Source organism: Aliivibrio kagoshimensis, from assembly GCF_050337105.1.
Lineage (GTDB): Bacteria > Pseudomonadota > Gammaproteobacteria > Enterobacterales > Vibrionaceae > Aliivibrio_A > Aliivibrio_A kagoshimensis.
Genome location: NZ_JAKJSQ010000023.1, coordinates 14,585 through 35,292, shown reverse-complemented (window position 1 = coordinate 35,292; position 20,708 = coordinate 14,585). Strand labels below are relative to the sequence as shown.

Here is a 20,708-nt window from a genome sequence, read left to right as displayed (position 1 = left end):
GAAACCAAAAACGAGCAGATATTTGATAATTTACCGGACAATGAAGTGCATATTTCTAGCTTAATTGTTCACGTGAAACCAGAAGCATTAGAAAGCACGAAAGAAAGAATTTTAGCACTTCCAAATACAGAGATTCATGGTGAGAGTGAAGAGGGCAAAATTATTGTGGTCCTTGAAACTGAGAACCAAGGTTTCATTACAGATTCAATCGATAAAATTAATAATTTTGACAGTGTATTAAGCACTGCATTGGTATTTCACCAAATTGAACACTTTGATTCGCAATGTGAGGATGAATCATGAAAATGACAAGACGTGCGTTTGTTAAAGCAAACGCAGCTGCTTCGGCAGCAGCAGTAGCAGGGATAACACTGCCTGCGTCAGCAACAAACTTAATTGTAAGTTCTGACCAGACAAAAATTAAATGGGATAAAGCGCCTTGTCGTTTTTGTGGTACAGGTTGTTCGGTATTAGTCGGTACCCAAAATGGTCGTGTTGTGGCGACTCAAGGGGATCCTGAAGCACCGGTAAACCGTGGTCTTAACTGTGTGAAAGGGTATTTCCTTTCAAAAATCATGTACGGTAAAGATCGTGTTGAAACCCCGATGCTTCGCATGAAAGATGGCGAATTCCACAAAGAGGGTGATTTTGCACCTGTCTCTTGGGATAAAGCGTTTGATGTAATGGCAGACAAATGGAAAGCAGCACTTAAAGCCAAAGGCCCAACCAGTGTTGGTATGTTTGGTTCTGGTCAGTGGACCATTTATGAAGGTTACGCGGCTTCTAAGTTAATGAAAGCAGGTTTCCGTTCAAATAATATTGATCCAAATGCCCGTCACTGTATGGCATCTGCGGTAGGTGCGTTCATGCGTACTTTCGGTATTGATGAGCCAATGGGTTGTTACGATGATTTTGAAAATGCCGATGTGTTTGTTCTTTGGGGATCAAACATGGCTGAGATGCATCCAGTACTATGGACGCGTATTGCTGACCATCGTTTAAGTAACCCACATGTTAAAGTGAACGTATTATCCACGTACTATCATCGCTCATTTGAGCTTGCTGATAGAGGCATGATTTTCGAACCACAAACCGATCTGGTTATCGCAAACTTCATTGCTAACTACATCATTCAAAGCGACTCAGTGAACTGGGATTTTGTTAACAAACATACCCACTTTAAACGTGCTACTACGGATATCGGTTACGGCCTTCGTGACGAGCACCCTCTTCAGAAGAAAGCAAAAAATCCAAACGTGGGTAAATTAAACCCAATGAACTTTGAAGAGTACAAAAAATCTGTTGCTGAATATACAGTTGAAATGGCTTCAAAGCAGTCAGGTGTATCAGAGAAAGATCTGATTGCCATGGCCAAGCAGTATGCCGATCCTAACGTGAAAGTGATGTCACTGTGGACTATGGGCATGAACCAGCACACTCGTGGTGTGTGGATGAATAGCTTGGTTTACAACATTCACCTGTTGACCGGTAAGATCTCTCAGCCAGGTAACGGACCATTCTCACTAACAGGTCAGCCATCTGCATGTGGTACCGCACGTGAAGTGGGTACATTCTCACACCGTTTACCGGCAGATTTAGTGGTTGCTAACCCTAAACACCGTAAAATTGCTGAAAAGATTTGGAAACTTCCTGAAGGTACCATTCCACCAAAACCTGGTTTCCATGCCGTAGTACAAGATCGTAAATTGAAAGATGGCGTTCTTAATGCTTATTGGGTGATGTGTAACAACAACATGCAAGCAGGTCCAAATATCAATGAAGAGCGTCTACCTGGTTACCGTAACCCGGACAACTTCATTGTGACTTCTGACCCTTACCCAACCGTAACGGCTCAAGCCTCTGATCTGATTCTTCCTACCGCAATGTGGGTCGAAAAATCAGGTGGTTACGGAAATGCTGAGCGTCGTACGCAGCTATGGCATCAGCAAGTGAAACCTTATGGTGATGCTCGTTCAGATCTATGGCAGATCATGGAGTTCAGTAAGCGCTTTAAGATGGAAGAAGTGTGGGGCGAAGAGTTACTGGCGAAAGCACCGCAATACCGTGGCAAAACCATGTTTGATATCTTGTTCCAAAATGGACAAGTTGATGCATTCCCACTTTCAGAGTCTCCAGAGCTGAACGACGAATCAAATGACTTTGGCTTCTATGCACAAAAAGGTCTGTTTGAGGAGTACGCAGAATTTGGGCGCGGACATGGACATGATTTAGCACCATTTGATGTCTACCATAAAGTTCGTGGTCTACGCTGGCCTGTGGTTGATGGTAAAGAGACCAAGTGGCGTTTTGCGGAAGGGTCTGATCCATACGTTAAAAAAGGCGCAGGTTTTGAGTTTTACGGTAAGCCAGATGGCAAAGCAAACATCATTTTTGCACCGTATGAAGCACCACCTGAGTCTCCAGATGCAGAGTTCGACATGTGGTTATGTACTGGCCGTGTTCTCGAGCACTGGCATACTGGTACCATGACTCGTCGTGTACCTGAGCTGTATAAAGCCGTTCCTGATGCGCTTTGCTACATTCACCCTGATGATGCTCAAGCGAAAGGCTTACGTCGTGGTGATGAAGTGTTATTAGCATCACGTCGTGGTGAAGTTCGTTGCCGAGTAGAGACGCGTGGCCGTAACCGTCCACCTGTTGGCTTGGTGTTTGTTCCTTTCTTTGATGCAAGAATTCTTGTGAATAAGTTGATTTTGGATGCCACGGATCCGCTGTCTAAGCAGACGGATTTTAAAAAGTGCCCAATTAAAATCACAAAAATTTAATCAGTTGAATGAATGTAGCCATAAGGCGGAGATTTACAATGAAACGAATATTGATAGCGATAATGACTGCAGGCTTACTGTTAGCTGGCGCAGTACAAGCTGAAGAAACTGTACTTAATAACCCTGGTGGTATTGGCGGAGTAGAATCATTACGTGGGGCAGCGGAACTAGAAACCACTCGCGCAGCGGATGATTTCAAACGCTTTCCAAGAGACCATGCAGCAGGTCTTGAGAGTGACTATGTGTATCAGCCACCGCTTATACCTCACTCAATTCGTAACTATGAAGTGTCACTTAATGCCAACAAGTGTTTAGCATGTCATAGTTGGAAAAATGCGAAAGAGATGGGCGCAACTAAGATCAGTGTTACGCACTACCAAACTCGTGATGAGCAGGTATTATCAGATGTATCGCCTCGTCGATACTTCTGTCTACAGTGCCACGTGCCTCAAGCAGATGCGAAAGCTCTTATTGGGAATGATTTTGAACGTGTCGATTCTTTGCGCTACTAATTATAGCCATAGTTGATAGAGAGGCTATATATGAAATTACCAAGCATAATCACCACGTTTTGGAGACGGTTGAAGACGCCAAGTAAAGTCGCTGCGGGTGTTGTTTTGTTCATGGGCTTTGCGGGTGGCTTACTTTTCTGGGGTGCATTTAACACTGGAATGGAGTACACCAATACCGAAGAGTTCTGTTCAGGCTGTCACGCACCAATCGTGAAAGAGATACGTGAAACCGTTCACTTCTCGAACCGTTCGGGCGTTAGAGCCATCTGTTCAGATTGTCACGTTCCTCATAACTGGACGGATAAAATTATTCGTAAAGTTCAGGCTTCAAAAGAGTTGGTTGCTTTTGCAATGGGCACGATTGATACCGATGAGAAGTTTAAAGCGCGTCGTGCTCATTTAGCAGACCGTGAATGGAAACGAATGAAAGGCAATAACTCGCAAGAGTGTCGAAATTGTCATGAATTTGATTACATGGATTTCTCAGAGCAAGGTCCACGTAGCGCTAAGCAGCATTCAACGGCTTTGGCCAGTGGCGAAAAAACCTGTGTGGATTGTCACAAAGGGATTGCGCACAAATTGCCTGATATGCAAAACATTGAAGGCTGGCAATAACGCTGCAGTGAATATAGGATGAAAAAATAATGAGTACATTAGAGTCGATTATTTGGCACGTACTAGGTTACGCTGCAATGCCTACCATCATATTGGCCGGGTTTGCGGGTGTTGCCGCCGTTTCGTTATGGTTATTATCACTAGGTAAAGATAAAAACATTTAGTGATTAACCAATCAGAAACTAAAAAGTCATGCTTAACCGCATGACTTTTTTTATGCATTGAACATGATAGTCAGCTATTTTGTTAGGTAGAAAGCGGCAAAAATTGCCCAGCTGACCAGCAATAATCCCCAAGGAAGCAGTGATTGCTTAGTTTGGGTTGGATTGATGAGCGTTTCTGGCTGTTCAGTACTCTCTTCAGCAGTGGGTTGCGTTGATTGCCTAGATCGCTTTTTCAGCTTATCCGCTTGTCGTGCTTTCTCTTTCTGCTGCTGTTTATAAAGGGCAATTCCTTTTTGAATCCCTTGTGCGATCAGTTTAGTTTGCTCTTTGGTTTGTCCCTGTTTTTGCGTTGCTTTAGCCATCGCTGCCGCTTCTTGCTGTGTCTCAGGGGAAATACTGCTTTGTGAGGAGTGTTTTTTGGCCATATAAAAGAGTACCTGATCCGTAACGTGGTTGAATTATGGCAATATCGTACCAATCTTTTACTATATATAAACCGCATTAAGGATAAATGTTGTCATTTTCTTTTGATTCGTATGATGAACACGGGTCGGTTAAACCTCCGATATGGCTTTGGGCTGGTTGGTTTCTTCTAAGTCGCGCCTGGGTTGTTTTTATTATGGCTGGTGCAAGCAGAGATAAAGGAGCAGAACTGTTAGCTCTGTTTTACCCCAATCATGATGTCTTTTATGTCGGTTTAGCATTAGGCTTTCCTGCTGTACTCTTAATGTGGTTACAGGGGGTGAAAAACAAACAATATGCATTTATTGATCGCATTTGGCGTTTTGGCCGGGGCATCACGTTAATAATATTGCTGATTGATATCGTCATGGTTATCAATCCTCTTCTGCTTAATCACGGACGTTTTCATTGGGCGACAGCGGTAACGTTATTATTACAAGGTTGGTTCTTACTCTTTTTGTATCGAAGCAAACGAGTAAAGGCGACATTCAAGGAAAATAATACTGTGTAACCAATTCCTGATTATGATCATATCTTCGCGCTTTCAAACGCTTAGACTAGACTGAACACACTCCATTAGTAACAAATACGTATAAGGAATCTTCAATGTCGTTCTCATCACAATCTGCAATACTTCCCAATGCAGGCCCCTTTGCACTGTATGTTACCTTCAACGTAAAAAGTGCCGAGCAGCAAGTGTTACAACAGTTACAACAGCTGCCAAAATTGGTCGATGATTTAAACAGTCAACAGGCTGATGCCAACGTGAATGTGGCGATTTCGTTTAGTCACGGCATGTGGCAGAAGATGAACCAAGCAATGCCTGATGAGTTGGTTCCTTTTCAGCCTCTAGGTAGTGGGGAGATCACAGCGCCTGCAACAGGTGGCGATATACTGCTTCATATCCACTCAAATCGCCATGATTTGCATTTTTATCTGCTACGTAAACTGCTCTTACTGTGCGACGGGCACCTTGAGATATTAGATGAAACCTATGGTTACCGTTATTTAGATTCTCGTGATATGACTGACTTTGTTGATGGTACTGAAAACCCAAAAGATGAGGGTCGTAAAGAGGTCGCTATCATTGATGATGGTGAATTTACCGGGGGCAGTTATGTCATGGTTCAGCGCTTTATTCACAACTTGCCTGCTTGGAATCGACTCTCGGTAGCGGCACAAGAGAAGGTTATTGGCAGAACCAAACCAGATTCGATTGAACTGGAAGATGTGCCAAAAGCATCACACGTTGGTCGAGTGGATATTAAAGAAGAGGGTAAAGGGGTTAAAATAGTCAGACATAGTCTTCCATATGGCTCTGTATCTGGCGACCATGGCTTGTTGTTTATTGCTTACTGTAAGAGGGTGCATAACTTTACAGTCATGTTAGAGAGCATGTACGGGGCGACTGATGGGCATAGTGATCAAATGTTAAAGTTTACTAAAGCAGTAACCGGTGCATACTTTTTCACGCCATCACAAGAGATGCTAAGTCTTTTGAGTGTGAAAGGGTAGATATTACCGTGCAGATACAAAAAACGCTGTCCATAGGACAGCGTTTTTTTTACATCGCAGAACAATTTACTTGTTGATGCGAAGTACTGCTGATTCACCCACAGTGATAGAACCAGACAGCTTATGAAGCTCTTTGATCTCATCCATGTTTGAAATAACAACGGGTGTTAATGTTGATTTCGCTTTCTCTTCGAGAAGGGCAAGATCAAACTCAATGATTGTGTCACCAATTTTAACGTCTTGGCCTTCTTCAGCGATACGAGTAAAGCCTTCACCTTTAAGCTCAACCGTGTCGATACCAAAGTGAACGAAAAGCTCAATACCGTCAGTAGATTCGATAGAAAAAGCGTGGTTTGTTTCGAAAATTTTACCGATAGTGCCGTTAACAGGTGCAACCATCTTGTTACCAGAAGGTTTAATTGCAATACCATCGCCAACAATTTTTTCAGCGAAAACAACATCAGGCACATCTTCAATGTTAACTATTTCGCCAGACAGCGGAGCGATGATTTCAATCGCATCTGCATTTGTATTGTCATCAGATACTAGTTTTTTAATTTTGTCGAACAGACCCATTGTATTTGCTCCTAGGCATATATATTTGTCACTTTTCAAGTTAGGATAACTTTACTTTATTTTAAGAACAAATGCGCTGTAAAATCGAACAAAACAGCGCTTATTGATTGATCTTGAGCAAAAAAATCCTAACTAAAATGTTCCAGATTATTCCAGATAATTTGAATAACTATACTCTTACTTCGAATGTTTCGCGATAAATTTTTCAACGTGCGCTTCAATTTCAGCAGCGGTCGGCATCAGTAGCGCTTCTTCCGCCATTGCCTTAACATCGGCAAAATTTGAATTTCGGATCACTTTCTTAACGGATGGAATTGAGATACCACTCATGCTGAATTCATCTAAGCCCATACCGAGAAGAAGTAGCGTTGCACGATCATCCCCAGCTAGCTCGCCACACATGCCGGTCCATTTCCCCTCTTTATGAGAAGCATCAATGACTTGCTTGATCACCAATAGTACGGCTGGTGATAGAGGGTTATAGAGGTGAGAAATCATTTCGTTACCACGGTCTACTGCTAGCGTGTATTGGGTCAAATCGTTGGTACCGATTGAGAAGAAGCTCACTTCTTTAGCTAAATGATGCGCAATAGCAGCAGCGGCTGGTGTTTCGACCATGATACCGATTTCGATGTTCTCATCAAAAGCGTGGCCTTCGCTACGAAGTTCAATTTTATACTCTTCAATGGCTTTTTTAAGCTCACGAATCTCTTCAACAGAGATGATCATTGGGAACATGATACGAAGCTTGCCGTGAGCAGACGCGCGTAGAATTCCACGAACTTGATCACGAAGAATTTCACGACGATCTAAACTGATACGAACCGCACGCCAGCCAAGAAATGGATTCATCTCTTCAGGTAGGTCCATATAAGGAAGATCTTTATCACCACCGATATCCATAGTACGGATAATCACTGGCTCACCATGCATCGCTTCAGCCACTTCTTTGTAGGCGACGTACTGCTCTTCTTCAGTAGGAAGGGCGTCACGATCCATGAATAAAAACTCAGTACGATAAAGGCCAACGCCTTCACCGCCATTTCGGATGATACCGTTACAATCTTTTACCGTACCAATGTTGCCACAGACTTCAACTTGCTTACCATCAAGTGTAGTTGCAGGAAGATCTTTTAGTTTGGCAAGTTCTTCTTTATCGGCTTTAAATGCATCACCAATAGCCGTTGCGTTAGCGATCTCTTCCTCTGATGGATTTAATACAATCGTATTATTGATCGCATCGAGAATCATCATGTCGCCATTTTTTGCTTGCATCGTAATGTTATTGGTTCCGACAATAGCAGGCAGTTCTAATGAGCGAGCCATGATTGAGGTGTGAGAAGTACGCCCACCGATATCACAAGCAAACCCTAGCACGTAATCAAGGTTGATTTGAGCGGTTTCAGATGGGGTTAGATCGTTAGCGACCAAGATTACTTTTTCATTAATGTTGCTTAATGAAACAATATTGATACCGAGTGCGTTTTTAATAAAGCGGCTGCCAATATCGCGGATATCGGTAGCACGCTCTTTTAAGTAGTCATCATCTAAAGATTCAAGGGCACATGCTTGCTCTTCAATAACAGCATGAATTGCTGCATCAGTAGACATATGATCTTTTTTAATAAGGGCTAAAATCTCATCTTCTAACTCTTCATCTTCGAGTAGCATGATATGCCCTTCGAAAATTGCCTCTTTCTCTTCACCAAACGTGATTCGTGCTTTCTCTTTAACAACTTCAAGCTGCTGAGAAGACTTATTGCGTGCATCGAAAAAACGTTGAACTTCTGATTCGACCTCTGAGTCAGAAATTGGGTTTGTATTTAGGACAATAGTATCCTCTTGAAGTAAAAGTACTTTACCAAAAGCGATACCTGGAGATGCTAGAATACCTGAAATCATAGCCTTACCTTTGAACAATAAATAATTGAGGGTTATTACGAATAGTCGTAATTAGTGCAGATCAGCCATTAGAGCAACCAGTGTGTCTACTGCTGCTTCAGCTTGTTCGCCTTCAGCAGAGATAGTCACAACCGTTCCTTTAACTAAACCTAAAGTTTGTAGTTTGAACAGGCTTTTTGCACTCGCTGTTTTACCATTCGATGTTACTGAGATATCAGCATCAAATGATTTAGCTTCTTTTACGAACTGCGCTGCAGGACGAGTGTGTAGGCCATTTTCTGCTGTGATTTCAACTTGCTTAGAATACATGTGTTATCCCTCAAAAATATAGAAATATGTGATTGATGTCTAAGTTTGAGTCTACCTTGGAACAAGCGTAGTCGCCAGTTCCTAGTTTAGCTTAGGCTACTCAACACTATTATTGACACTAATAGATTAAGTTGGTCATACATTTGCAACACTGTTCTCAAAGTTACAAAGGTATGACCGACAATCGCCTTTATTTTTAGCCGCAAAATAAAGTAAATAGATAGTACCAATCCAGTGAACGAAATCAACAAAAAAACCCCTTACGGGGCTTTATTAATCAAAAAATTGATTTCAACACATAATTTTTAAGAACTATTGTTGGTTCTCTTTATCGCTGAAGATACCAGCAAATAGCGCCGTACTTAGGTAACGTTCGCCGGAACTTGGAAGAATAGTGACAATGGTTTTTCCAGCAAATTCAGGAAGTTCAGCTAAACGATTAGCAGCAACAACGGCAGCACCAGAAGAGATACCGGCAAGAATGCCTTCCTCTTCCATTAGGCGACGGGTCATTTCAATTGCCTCTTCAGAGGTTACCGCTTCGACACGATCAATAAGTTCAAGATCTAGGTTTCCTGGGATAAAGCCAGCGCCAATACCCTGAATTTTATGTGGAGCAGGTTGCACATCATCACCTGCAAGTGTTTGCGCAATGACTGGAGATTCAGCAGGCTCTACAGCAACAGTGGTAATCGCTTTACCTTGTGTACCTTTAATATAGCGGCTCACACCGGTTAATGTTCCGCCGGTACCAACACCTGCAACGAAGACATCAACATTACCCTCGGTAGCGTCCCAGATTTCAGGACCTGTTGTTTTTTCATGGATAGCCGGGTTCGCTGGGTTATTAAACTGTTGCAGTAAAAGATATTTGCTTGGATCTTGCGCAACGATCTCTTCCGCTTTAGCTATGGCGCCATTCATTCCTTTTGGTGCTTCGGTTAACACTAAGTTTGCGCCCAAGGCTTTTAATAGTTTACGACGCTCTAAGCTCATTGACTCAGGCATAGTTAGAGTCAGTTTGTAACCACGAGCAGCAGCAACATAAGCCAGTGCAATACCCGTATTGCCACTTGTTGGTTCAACAAGCTCAATATCTTTGGTTAGGGTTCCTGCTTTTTCAGCTTCCCAGATCATGTTGGCACCGATACGGCACTTTACACTAAAGCTTGGGTTACGAGCTTCGATTTTGACTAATACGTTACCGTTACTGACGCGGTTTAAACGGACTAGAGGTGTATTACCGATGGTTTGGCTGTTGTCTTCAAATATCTTGCTCATGTTTAAGTTCCTTCAATACACGATAGGGTGTTAAGTTGTTCACTATGTTGCTTAGAATATGACGATAAGCAGCAATCGAAAAAGAATAAAACGTTATAACTTATGGATATATCTATATTAGAAACCGTTTTACTACTTTACGTACCTCTCTCTATATATATCAACCCACATTGCTGTTGCACCACATACCGCTACCGGCATCACAAACAGGTTCAAAATTGGGGTCATGGTAAACAGGGTAACTAATGCACCGAAGCTGATAGACTTTCCCCTGCGCGCTTTCAGATCGTCTCGCATCGATTCAAAAGAGACTTTGTGGTTATCAAAAGGATAATCACAATACTGAATGGACATCATCCACGCCGTAAAAACAAACCATAGTACCGGTCCAACCGTTTGGCCAATGCCTGGAATAAATAGAAATAGAAACAGCCCTATTGCTTTTGGTAAGTAATATCTTAATTTGCGCCACTCACGCCCTAAGATGCGTGGCAGATCCTTAACTGCAGACATCACTCCGCCAGATGGTGCGGGTTGCCCCGTTAGTTTTGCTTCTAAATGTTCAGCGAGTAAGCCATTAAACGGTGCGGCTATCCAGTTGGCGATGGTACTGAAAAAGTAGGAGAAGGTCGCCAATATTGCCACGACAATGAGGGGCCACAGTAGATAAGATAACCAATCAAGCCAAGATGGCACGTAGCTTAATAGTGTGTCAATCCAGCCGCCAATTTGGGCATATATCAGTGCAAATGCACCACCTAATAAGAGAAAGTTAATCAGTAAAGGGATCAAAACAAACCGACGTATGCCGGGCATTTTACAGAGGGTGATTCCTTGGAAAAAGTAACTTGCGCCACTTTTGCTATCATTAAGTGTTCTTTTTGTTAGTGAAGATTGGGTCATTTTGCCTCCAGTAAGTTATCGTCATGGTAAAACGAGAGCTGTTAAGATTCAATGAACTCCTCATAATCGACTAAAAAAATCGATAAGCGCGATTTAACCGCTATGAAAAGAGCCATAAGCTTGATAAATTGATAAAAAAACCGTGATAAAGCGATACTCATGCGATAGGATCGCTCGATAGAAGTTATATATTGCACATTTATTATTTGTTCCAATTTGGGAATGAAAACATTGAGATTTTGAGATGCAGGAATTGCGACTTGTTCTGATTATTGTAGGGGCGCTGGCTATCAGTGCCTTACTGTTTCACGGCCTTTGGACTAGCCGAAAAGAAAATGCGGCAAAATTTGGCAATAAACCGCTAAATAAAGTGGATTTTGACAATAAGGTTGATTCGACCTTAGAAGACGTTAAATCTGAGCCCGTTAAATCTGAGCCCGTGACTAAAACAAGGAAAGAGCCAGGCTTTAACTTCAGTCATGATGAAATTAAAGGTGATCCATTACTGGATGGAAGTGATGATACTGACGATCTAGAAGAAGAGATCGTTCATCATGATGATTCAATGATTGTCGATGACTCTGTTGAGACAACTGACGACCTTATGATATCGACTGATGAACCTAATGATATTGCTTTCTCTGCTTACTCGATGGAAGAGAGTATCGACAATGAGCCCGTGCCAACCGTCGTGTTTGAGGCTGATGACGTTGAAGAGGTGAGCACAGACCAACCAGCGGATAATTCCGCGACCAAAGAGAAAGCTTCCGAAGAAGATATGCTGGTCATGCATGTTCATATTTCTGGAGAGGAGCGCTTTAGTGGCCCTAACCTTTTTGATAGTTTAGAGCAAAATGGTCTGTTATTTGGTGATATGGATATTTATCACCGTCACTCAGATCTTTCAGGCGTCGGTGAAGTGCTGTTTAGTGTTGCCAATATGGTGGCTCCAGGTCACTTTAGAATGGATAGCATTGAAGATTTCACCACTCCAGGTGTCTCTTTCTTTATGGCGTTACCTTGCTTTGGCGAACCAGAGCATAACTTTAAACTCATGTTAAGAACGGCGCAGCAAATTGCTGATGACCTTGGTGGCCATGTCCTCGATGATAATCGAAACTTGATGAGCCCCAATAAATTGGATGAGTACCGGACTCGAGTTCGACAATTTACCAACACAACACACTAACCATTTTGTTATGAAGTAAGGCTCCTAAATGGGAGCCTTTTTTCTATTTAAGTACAACGAGAGATACCATGAAACTTGACATCATAGAACAATTGAATGAGTTAAAAAGCACCATTAACTATCATGGCTATCGCTATTATGTTGAAGACAGTCCAGAAGTTCCTGATGCGGAATACGATCGACTAATGCAGCAATTGCTAGCGATTGAGAGTGAACACCCTGAATTAGTCACGGTAGATTCACCGAGTCGCAGAGTGGGAGGTGCACCACTTGATGCCTTTACTCAAGTTAACCACATTATTCCAATGCTCTCTTTAGATAACGCTTTTAATGATGACGAGTTAGACGCATTCGAAAAACGCATTCAAGAACGTCTACTTGGTGAGCGTATTTCAACCTATTGTTGTGAACCTAAATTAGATGGATTAGCAGTCAGTTTGATGTATGAGCAGGGTGTTTTAGTACAGGCAGCAACACGTGGCGATGGATCGACTGGAGAGAACATCACCGACAATGTCCGCACAATCAAATCTATCCCATTAAAGCTTCAAGGCGAAGGCTGGCCGAATCGATTAGAGGTTCGAGGTGAGGTGTTTATGCCTAAGTCTAGCTTTGATGCGCTGAATGCTCGAGCTCTAAAACGCGGTGATAAAGCATTCGCCAATCCAAGAAATGCGGCAGCGGGCAGTTTGCGTCAACTTGACTCAAAAGTGACAGCAACCCGTGCGTTGAGTTTTTATGCCTATAGTGTGGGTGTGGTAGAAGGCGCTGATTTAAAAAATAGTCACTATGATAGGTTTGTACAGCTAAAAGGTTGGGGACTGCCGATGTGTGGTGAAACCAAACAGTGTTCGACCTTAGAGCAAGTGAAAGCCTATTATCAAGATATCATGACCCGTCGCGAACAGCTTAGTTATGAGATTGATGGGGTGGTCATCAAAGTAGACAGCATTGAACTGCAACAGCAGCTAGGTTTTGTCGCCCGTGCGCCGCGTTGGGCTATTGCCTATAAATTCCCAGCGCAAGAGGAGCTGACGGTACTTAATGATGTGGAGTTTCAAGTGGGTCGAACAGGAGCGATAACTCCAGTCGCAAAGCTGGAGCCTGTTTTTGTTGGTGGAGTTACCGTGAGTAATGCCACACTGCACAACGCCGATGAGATTGCTCGTTTGCAAGTGCGTATTGGCGATACCGTTATCATTAGACGAGCAGGAGATGTTATTCCTCAGATCGTCAGTGTGGTAGAGAGCCGACGACCTACAGACAGTAAAGCGATTGTCTACCCAACAACGTGTCCCGTGTGTGACTCTCTGGTCGAACGTATCGAAGGCGAAGCGACCACGCGATGCAGTGCCGGGCTAGTCTGTAAGGCTCAACGTAGTGAAGCGGTGAAACACTTTGTTTCGCGAAAAGCGATGGATGTTGATGGCTTAGGGGTGAAAGTGATCGAGCAGTTAGTTGAACGCGAGATGATTGATACCCCAGCCGATCTGTTTACCCTTTCTGCTGGAGTGATTACCGTGCTGGATCGCATGGGACCTAAATCGGCGCAGAATGTGGTGGACTCGTTAGAAAAATCCAAACAGACCACTCTCGCTCGTTTTCTCTACTCATTAGGTATTCGTGAAGTCGGAGAGGCGACGGCATCAAATTTGGCGACCCATTTCTTAACGCTTGAGGCTATTCAAGCCGCCACTCATGAACAATTGCTCGACGTCTCTGATGTGGGAGATATTGTTGCTAAACACATCATTAACTTCTTTAAAGAGCCACATAATCAACAGGTGGTGAGCCGTCTTATTGATGTGGGCATTACTTGGCCTGCAATTGCAGCATTAGATGAGAGTGTTGAGCGTGCACTCGAAGGAAAAGTCGTGGTGCTTACGGGCACCTTGTCACAGCTGTCACGCAGTGATGCCAAAGCGGTGTTGCAAAATTTAGGGGCTAAAGTCTCTGGAAGTGTCTCTAAAAAGACCGATATCGTCTTTGCTGGTGCTTCTGCTGGGTCCAAATTAACCAAAGCACAAGAGTTAGGTATTGAGATAAAAGATGAACAGGATCTCGTCGATATCATTGCGTTAGGTTAAAGTTTTCTGCGTTCTAAATGTATAACAAAAGCACTAAGTGTGACCTTGCTCTTGGTGCCTTTATCTCTCTCCTCTCTCATGTTTATAAATTATAAATGATCGAGCTTAATCAATGACTTAACGATAATATATATTTATTTATATTATTGAGATGTTAGTAAGAGATTGATTATATGGTATTTATATATTTATTGTGAAAAGTTTTCCTAAAGTGGTTTGATCTCTCATTCATGCCTAAAGTTTGCACTCTGTCATATATTTTTTAATGAAAATTAAGTTCTTATTGATATTTTTCTACGCGAAGTTAGTCTAAGTAGCAATGAATGTTTCTAGCATTCATGACCAAATGTGATGACGTTCAGTGGAACTGTTTGTCAATCACAAGGAATTTTTCTTACTGCTCTTCGGCGGCCACTTAAGGCAGTAAGCAAAAATACAGCTATATATTTTTAGGAGTTTTTCCATGGAAAAGATGTTTAAACGCACGCTTTTAGGCGCTGCTGTAGCTACTGCTGCATTCGCAACTTCAGTTAACGCATATGAAATCGGTCAAAACAACGATTTCTCTGTCGAAGTTTATGGTGTTGCTGCAATCTCTGCAGTGAACTATGACCAAGAAACTGATGGTGCTGATAAAAGCACAGGCGTACAGTTTGAAAATGAATCTCGTATTGGCTTCCGTGCTGGTAAAGAGATGTTTGAGAATATTGAAGTCTTCATGCAAATCGAATCTGGCTATGTGGATAGCTGGCAGAAAGGCGAGCTAGGTGCTCGTGATACTTTCATCGGTCTGCGTGGCGATTGGGGTAAAGTACGTTTCGGTCGTATGTTAACGCCGATGTACGAAGTGATTGATTGGCCATACGCCAACCCAGGTTTGGGTGCGTCATGGGACTGGGGCGGCGATGTGAAATACAATCGTGATCGCCACAGTAATACCGTTCGTTATGACTCAGCTGCAATTGGTAACCTTACCTATAATGTAGCCGCTGGTCGTGGTGATACGTCGGTTGACGGTAACTACTGGGTGGGTGGTGGTGCACACTACCGCGTAGCGGATGCGGTTACTTTCCACGCGGCATTTGAGTCAGAGTCAGATCGTCAAGTATCAGCGTCGTCTGCTGCAGGTTATGACTGGGTTGATGCCGATGATGATCCAAGTACAGTACCTACTTGGGGAGCTGTTGCAGCTAAAGATGCTGTAATGACTGATACCTTCGGTTACTTAGTTGGTTTTGAAGCGTCACTGCCAGCAGGTTTTGGCATTTCAGGTGCGTTTAAATCAGGCGAAAGTGACGTTCAAGGTGGCGAGAAGTCAACGCAAGACTCTTTCTCTTTGATTGGTCAATACTGGAACGGTCCAGTTGGCGTGAAACTGGGTTACACGGCAAACCAGGACTCTAAAACGGGCAGCGTAACTAACGATGATGATGATAGCATCACATCAGCACAAGTTATGTATGTTAAGAATGGCTTTGTCCCTTATGTACGTGTTGCAAAACGTGATATCAAAGACAAAGATGGCGAGCACGATATCTTCGTAGTACGCGTTGGTCTTGAGTACGGCTTCTAAGTTAACACTATGTAGAACAACAATTTATTAACACCTATAAAAGCGAGCTGATGCTCGCTTTTTTTCGTCTGTAGGTTTTTAGTATAGGTTATAGGTTATAGGTTATAGGTTATAGGTTACTAACTGCCCAGCTTAAGAACTCTTTTTTGGTTTTTTCATCAGCTTGTAAGAACCAGTGTTTAAGTTGTTCACTGGCTTGGTCTGACACCGGCTGGTTACTCTCTGTTGGATTGACCGTTGACGATGTTGTTTTTTCTTTTGTTACCATAGCAGCGGCAGTTGAAGTGGTAAGTGCCGCTGCACCATGTTGTGCGTTATATCTTTTCGCGTAATCGTGATAATCGTGGCTGACTGAAAAACCGTCGAGTTTCAGCTGATCATGCTTGAAAACGACCAGCTGTTCATTGCTGTCTTGTAAGCTGAGATCATCACTTTTAAAAGCTCGCGCATGGGTTTCATCAGAAAAACTAGGCAAAGTGAGGTTAAGAGTTTTATCTGATGCAGTGAATGTTACGATATAAGGGTTAGAGCGATAACGAACACTTTGAGTATCGCCACGGTAGAAATATTTATCTATCTGATAAATGATCTGATTTTCACCATTCTTTAAGGTAATCGCGTCATCAGAGGATTTGAATAAATTATCCCATCCTTTTGCCGCATCTTGTTCATTGACTGCCAATAATCTGAAATTATCGGGTAAATTAAGAGTAACGTCAGCGTGTGAATTAAGAGACAACAGTAAGCTGGATATTGCAATAGCTTTGAGTTTCATTGAACTGTCCTTGTAAATAAGATACTTATTATTTTACGGATAAAAAGACTCGTCAGTAAGGAAAATTGAGATTCAAAGCAAATTTATAAGGGCTACTTCACACAACGCAATCCTCTTATTTTGCCTCGTTAAAAAAGAGAGGAAATCAATGCTGTGCAGGTTGATCATTGCAGCAGATTGAAATAAGCATTAATACGGCAATTGTAGAATTACACCACAGTGTTAAAATAGCCCGCATATTTGCAACAGGCAGTAAATGTACTGCAACAATATCTGATTAAAGGGTACTTTAAATGACGGTTAAAACTCGTTTCGCGCCTAGTCCAACAGGCTATCTTCACATTGGTGGTGCACGTACTGCACTCTACTCTTGGTTATATGCTAAAAGCCAAGGCGGCGAATTTGTGCTGCGTATCGAGGACACAGATCTAGAGCGCTCAACTCAAGAAGCGGTTGATGCCATTCTAGAAGGTATGGAGTGGTTAGGTCTGGATTGGGATGAAGGTCCATACTATCAGACTAAACGTTTTGACCGTTACAATGAGTTTGTTGACAAGCTGCTTGCAGAAGATAAAGCGTACAAGTGTTATGCATCAAAAGAGCTGCTTGATGAGATCCGTGAAGAGCAAACTGCCAATGGTGATATTGCACGCTATGATGCCAATCATCCAAAAGTGATTGCCGTTAATGCTGCCGCAACCGATGGCGAGCCTTGTGTCATTCGTTTCCGTAACCCTAAAGAGGGCTCGGTAGTATTTGATGACCAAATTCGCGGAAAGATTGAAATTGCTAATAGCCAACTGGACGATCTGATTATTCGTCGTACTGACGGCGCACCAACTTATAACTTCTGTGTGGTTATTGATGATTGGGATATGGGCATTACTCATGTCGTTCGTGGTGAAGATCATATTAACAATACTCCACGTCAAATTAATATCTATGAAGCATTAGGCGCACCAGTACCTACCTTTGCGCACTGTGCAATGATCTTAGGTGATGATGGTGCAAAACTGTCTAAACGTCATGGCGCGGTCGGTGTGATGCAGTTCCGTGATGAAGGTTACCTGCCTCAAGCGATTAATAACTACCTAGTACGTTTAGGTTGGTCACATGGTGATCAAGAGATCTTCTCTCAACAAGAGATGATTAATCTATTTAAACTGGAAGGGGTCAGTAAATCTGCTTCTGCGTTTAATACCGAGAAACTGCTTTGGTTGAACAACCACTACATTAAAACGGCTGAACCTGAATATGTAGCCAAATATCTGCAGTGGCACTTAGACCAAAAAGAGATCATAATTGATAATGGTCCTGCTATCGCTGAAGTGATTGGTTTGGTTGGTGAGCGCTGTAATACCTTGATTGAAGTGGCTGAGCAGTCTCGTTATTTCTATCAAGATTTTGAAACGTTCGATGCTAATGCAGCGAAAAAGCATCTTCGCGGTGTAGCAAAAGGGCCGCTACAATTAGCACTGACCAAAATTGAAGCTCTGGCTGATTGGAACACTGAAGCTCTGCATAATGTGATTCAAGAAGTCGTTGCTGAACTGGAAATCGGCATGGGCAAAATTGGCATGCCGCTGCGCGTTGCAGTTACAGGCCAAGGCCAATCTCCGTCTGTTGATGCGGTCATGCAGTTAATTGGTAAAGAGCGCGTTGTTGCTCGTATTAACTTAGCATTAGCCTTTATTGCTGAGCGTGAAGCTAACGCACAGTAAAACCAATCCCAGTTTGGTACCCTTGTTAAAGCCGCTGTTTGTTAGCGGCTTTTTTCTATTAGCACTGAATGTGTAAGGCAACATCATCATGAAACCAGGTCATACCGGTATAAAGCGACTTATCAAAGCCACAGGGTTTTCGATTCAAGGGCTAAAAGCAGCGTTTAAGCATGAGTCGGCCATCCGCCAAGAGCTATTTATGATACTCATTCTTGGCCCTGTCGCTCTGTTATCAAACACAACGCCAGTAGAGAAATCTCTGTTGTTGATCACGTTGTTTCTGATACTTATTATTGAGCTTATCAATTCAGCACTTGAAGCCGTGGTGGATCGTATTGGACCTGAACTGCATGAACTGAGTGGCCGCGCGAAAGATATTGGCTCTGCTGCAGTGCTGATTGCACTTATTCTAGCCGTGTTGGTGTGGGGTGTTATTTTCTTGTTGTAACTCAATACGTTGTTAATATGGCTTTCTGTCTATTGTCATATTAAATGAGAAACAAGCCGCATTTAGTGCGGCTTTTTTGTTGCTTGTAATTTGAACAGCTGAATAAACGTTGCCCATTGTCCCAAATTTAATAGGTAACCCGCACTCAATTAGTTAAGTGTGATATTTAACCGTTTTTTAATTCATTGTTACAATAAAATGCCAAATATGTACTAGCAATCCAGTTTATAAGCTCGACTTTTATTCATTAATCGGGTTTTAAAACTAGGTCTATATGTTTTAATCCAATAGATTGATTAACAGAGAGGTTAATTATGAGTAATGATGGAACAACTGCAGTTGCACCGAATAAAAAGAAGCTTTCATTTCCTTCCGCGTATACCGTGTTATTTTGTGTTGCAGCGCTCGTTGCAGTATTAACATGGGTAGTTGATGCAGGTGTCTATAACAAGCTGTCCTATGAAGGCGACAGTTTTATGATCACCTACGCCGATGGCAGCACCAAAACCATGCCGCCGACACAAGAGACGCTAGACCAAGTGGGTATTAAAGCGGACTTAGATAAATTTGTTAACGGCGACATCTACAAACCAGTAGGGATCCCTAACTCATTTACCTCTGTTGAATCGAACCCACAAGGCGTAATGGATCTTTTCCAAGCACCGATTAAAGGGATGTATGACTCCATTGATGTGGTGTTCTTCGTGCTCGTGATTGGTGGCTTTATTGGCATCGTTAACTATTCAGGAGCATTTGGGGCGGGTATTAATCGCTTGTCTGTCATTATGACAGGTCGTGAACAGTGGCTGATCGTTATTGTTACCGCTTTAATCGCACTCGGCGGTACCAGTTTTGGTATGGCTGAAGAGACCATCGCATTTTACCCTATATTGATACCTATTTTTATTGCGGCCGGTTATGACGCCATGGTTGGTTTGGCGGCGATTTACTTAGGTTCTTCTGTCGGCACCATGTGTTCGACGGTAAACCCATTTAGTACGATTATTGCTTCAAATGCGGCGGGTATTAACTGGACATTAGGCCTTGAGCCACGTCTGGCTCTGCTTATTGTCGGTACTATTGTCTGCATGGTATACATCATGCGTTATGCAAAACGCGTTAAAGATGATCCAACCACTTCGTTGATTTATAGTCAGAAAAAAGAGATTGAAGAACGTTTCCTAAAAAATATCGACAAAAGTGCAGCCAACGAAAAATTGGATGGCAAACATGTGATTATCTTATCGCTATTCGCTGCAACCTTCTTCGTGATGGTTTACGGTGTATCAAGCTTAGGCTGGTGGTTTGAAGAGATGACGACGTTATTCTTTGTCTCGGCGATTATTATCGGTTTGGTTGATAGAGTTCCAGAGAAAGCATTTGTACGTGAGTTCATTCAAGGCGCCAATGACCTACTCGGTGTTGCGTTGATCATTGCCATTGCACGTGGTGTTACTGTGCTGATGGATGGCGGTATGATCAGTGACTCGATTTTACATATGAGTGCAACACTGGTTGAAGGCATGGACAAAGGGGTATTCATCGTTGTTATGATGTTCCTTTTTGCCGGCGTATCATTCTTTGTACCTTCATCATCAGGTTTAGCCGTGCTATCGATGCCAATCATGGCACCATTAGCAGACGTTGTTGGTATCCCACGTGAAAACATCGTAAGTTCTTATCAATATGGTATGGGTTTGATGGCGTTCATCACTCCAACCGGCTTAGTACTGGCGTCATTAGCGATGGTTAATGTCACCTTTGATAAGTGGCTTAGATTTGTATTGCCTCTACTGGCAATTCTGGCTTCGCTAGCTGCAACAACATTGTTAGTGACCGTTTACTTCTAATCTAGTTACTGTCACTTCTGATAAAAAGCCGTTCAATGCA

At 42.7% G+C, this 20,708-nt stretch carries 20 protein-coding genes; 13 read left to right on the top strand and 7 right to left on the bottom strand.

Annotated elements, in window-relative coordinates:
• Positions 1-18: 18 nt before the first annotated feature.
• Genes L4C32_RS09725 through L4C32_RS09705 form a run of 5 tightly spaced genes read left to right on the top strand, consistent with a single transcriptional unit; the run spans position 19 to position 4,077 of the window.
• Complete coding sequence (locus tag L4C32_RS09725; protein ID WP_428196703.1) at positions 19-303, top strand: chaperone NapD; 285 nt, start codon at positions 19-21, stop codon at positions 301-303.
• Positions 300-2,786 carry a periplasmic nitrate reductase subunit alpha gene (gene napA / locus L4C32_RS09720; RefSeq protein ID WP_428196678.1) on the top strand — a complete coding sequence of 829 codons (2,487 nt, stop codon included), beginning with the start codon at positions 300-302 and terminating at the stop codon, positions 2,784-2,786. Before L4C32_RS09725 ends, napA begins: the two co-directional genes overlap by 4 nt.
• Positions 2,787-2,824: 38 nt before the next feature.
• Positions 2,825-3,298, top strand: coding sequence for a nitrate reductase cytochrome c-type subunit (locus L4C32_RS09715; protein ID WP_428196677.1), 474 nt, complete (start codon positions 2,825-2,827; stop codon positions 3,296-3,298).
• 30 nt (positions 3,299-3,328) lie between these two features.
• Positions 3,329-3,913, top strand: coding sequence for a NapC/NirT family cytochrome c (locus L4C32_RS09710; protein WP_428196676.1), 585 nt, complete (start codon positions 3,329-3,331; stop codon positions 3,911-3,913).
• A 29-nt stretch (positions 3,914-3,942) separates the two neighbouring features.
• Positions 3,943-4,077: a TIGR02808 family protein gene (locus tag L4C32_RS09705; protein WP_428196675.1), complete on the top strand. Its 135-nt coding sequence runs from the start codon at positions 3,943-3,945 to the stop codon at positions 4,075-4,077.
• Positions 4,078-4,151: 74 nt separating this feature from the next.
• Here the strand turns inward: L4C32_RS09705 and L4C32_RS09700 are convergent, their stop codons facing one another.
• Positions 4,152-4,502 carry a DUF2956 domain-containing protein gene (locus L4C32_RS09700; protein WP_428196674.1) on the bottom strand — a complete coding sequence of 117 codons (351 nt, stop codon included), beginning with the start codon at positions 4,500-4,502 and terminating at the stop codon, positions 4,152-4,154.
• An 86-nt stretch (positions 4,503-4,588) separates the two neighbouring features.
• On the opposite strand from L4C32_RS09700, the gene L4C32_RS09695 reads away from it, so the two are divergent.
• Both L4C32_RS09695 and L4C32_RS09690 read left to right on the top strand, forming a co-directional pair.
• Entirely contained in the window at positions 4,589-5,050 is a 462-nt protein-coding gene (locus L4C32_RS09695) for a DUF2919 domain-containing protein (RefSeq protein WP_428196673.1), read from the top strand.
• A 95-nt stretch (positions 5,051-5,145) separates the two neighbouring features.
• Positions 5,146-6,054, top strand: a complete 909-nt coding sequence (locus L4C32_RS09690; RefSeq protein ID WP_428196672.1) for a Dyp-type peroxidase — start codon at positions 5,146-5,148, stop codon at positions 6,052-6,054.
• Between the two features lie 66 nt (positions 6,055-6,120).
• Here L4C32_RS09690 and crr read toward each other — a convergent pair whose 3' ends face one another.
• From crr to cysZ, 5 genes are all read right to left on the bottom strand, one after another.
• Positions 6,121-6,630 carry a PTS glucose transporter subunit IIA gene (gene crr / locus L4C32_RS09685; RefSeq protein ID WP_428196671.1) on the bottom strand — a complete coding sequence of 170 codons (510 nt, stop codon included), beginning with the start codon at positions 6,628-6,630 and terminating at the stop codon, positions 6,121-6,123.
• Positions 6,631-6,807: 177 nt separating this feature from the next.
• On the bottom strand, positions 6,808-8,532 hold the full coding sequence (ptsI, locus tag L4C32_RS09680) for a phosphoenolpyruvate-protein phosphotransferase PtsI (RefSeq protein WP_428196670.1): 1,725 nt from the start codon (positions 8,530-8,532) through the stop codon (positions 6,808-6,810).
• A gap of 51 nt (positions 8,533-8,583) precedes the next feature.
• A complete protein-coding gene (locus L4C32_RS09675; RefSeq protein ID WP_428196669.1) occupies positions 8,584-8,841 on the bottom strand; it encodes an HPr family phosphocarrier protein in 258 nt (85 codons plus the stop codon).
• Between the two features lie 312 nt (positions 8,842-9,153).
• Positions 9,154-10,122 (bottom strand): cysteine synthase A, encoded by a 969-nt coding sequence (cysK, locus tag L4C32_RS09670; protein ID WP_428196668.1) that lies wholly within the window; start codon positions 10,120-10,122, stop codon positions 9,154-9,156.
• Between the two features lie 132 nt (positions 10,123-10,254).
• A complete protein-coding gene (gene cysZ / locus L4C32_RS09665; RefSeq protein ID WP_428196667.1) occupies positions 10,255-11,025 on the bottom strand; it encodes a sulfate transporter CysZ in 771 nt (256 codons plus the stop codon).
• Positions 11,026-11,269: 244 nt separating this feature from the next.
• Here cysZ and zipA point away from each other — a divergent pair, with 244 nt between their 5' ends.
• From zipA to L4C32_RS09650, 3 genes are all read left to right on the top strand, one after another.
• A complete protein-coding gene (gene zipA / locus L4C32_RS09660) occupies positions 11,270-12,214 on the top strand; it encodes a cell division protein ZipA (RefSeq protein WP_428196666.1) in 945 nt (314 codons plus the stop codon).
• A 68-nt stretch (positions 12,215-12,282) separates the two neighbouring features.
• Positions 12,283-14,301: an NAD-dependent DNA ligase LigA gene (gene ligA, locus L4C32_RS09655; protein ID WP_428196665.1), complete on the top strand. Its 2,019-nt coding sequence runs from the start codon at positions 12,283-12,285 to the stop codon at positions 14,299-14,301.
• Between the two features lie 463 nt (positions 14,302-14,764).
• Complete coding sequence (locus L4C32_RS09650; RefSeq protein ID WP_428196664.1) at positions 14,765-15,874, top strand: porin; 1,110 nt, start codon at positions 14,765-14,767, stop codon at positions 15,872-15,874.
• 109 nt (positions 15,875-15,983) lie between these two features.
• Here L4C32_RS09650 and L4C32_RS09645 read toward each other — a convergent pair whose 3' ends face one another.
• Positions 15,984-16,649 (bottom strand): YccT family protein, encoded by a 666-nt coding sequence (locus L4C32_RS09645; RefSeq protein ID WP_428196663.1) that lies wholly within the window; start codon positions 16,647-16,649, stop codon positions 15,984-15,986.
• Positions 16,650-16,942: 293 nt separating this feature from the next.
• On the opposite strand from L4C32_RS09645, the gene gltX reads away from it, so the two are divergent.
• The 3 genes from gltX to L4C32_RS09630 all read left to right on the top strand — a co-directional run bounded on the left by gltX (position 16,943) and on the right by L4C32_RS09630 (position 20,668).
• Positions 16,943-18,370 carry a glutamate--tRNA ligase gene (gltX, locus tag L4C32_RS09640; protein WP_428196662.1) on the top strand — a complete coding sequence of 476 codons (1,428 nt, stop codon included), beginning with the start codon at positions 16,943-16,945 and terminating at the stop codon, positions 18,368-18,370.
• Positions 18,371-18,458: 88 nt separating this feature from the next.
• Entirely contained in the window at positions 18,459-18,818 is a 360-nt protein-coding gene (locus L4C32_RS09635; protein ID WP_428196661.1) for a diacylglycerol kinase, read from the top strand.
• A gap of 314 nt (positions 18,819-19,132) precedes the next feature.
• Complete coding sequence (locus L4C32_RS09630; protein ID WP_428196660.1) at positions 19,133-20,668, top strand: YfcC family protein; 1,536 nt, start codon at positions 19,133-19,135, stop codon at positions 20,666-20,668.
• Positions 20,669-20,708: the final 40 nt, after the last annotated feature.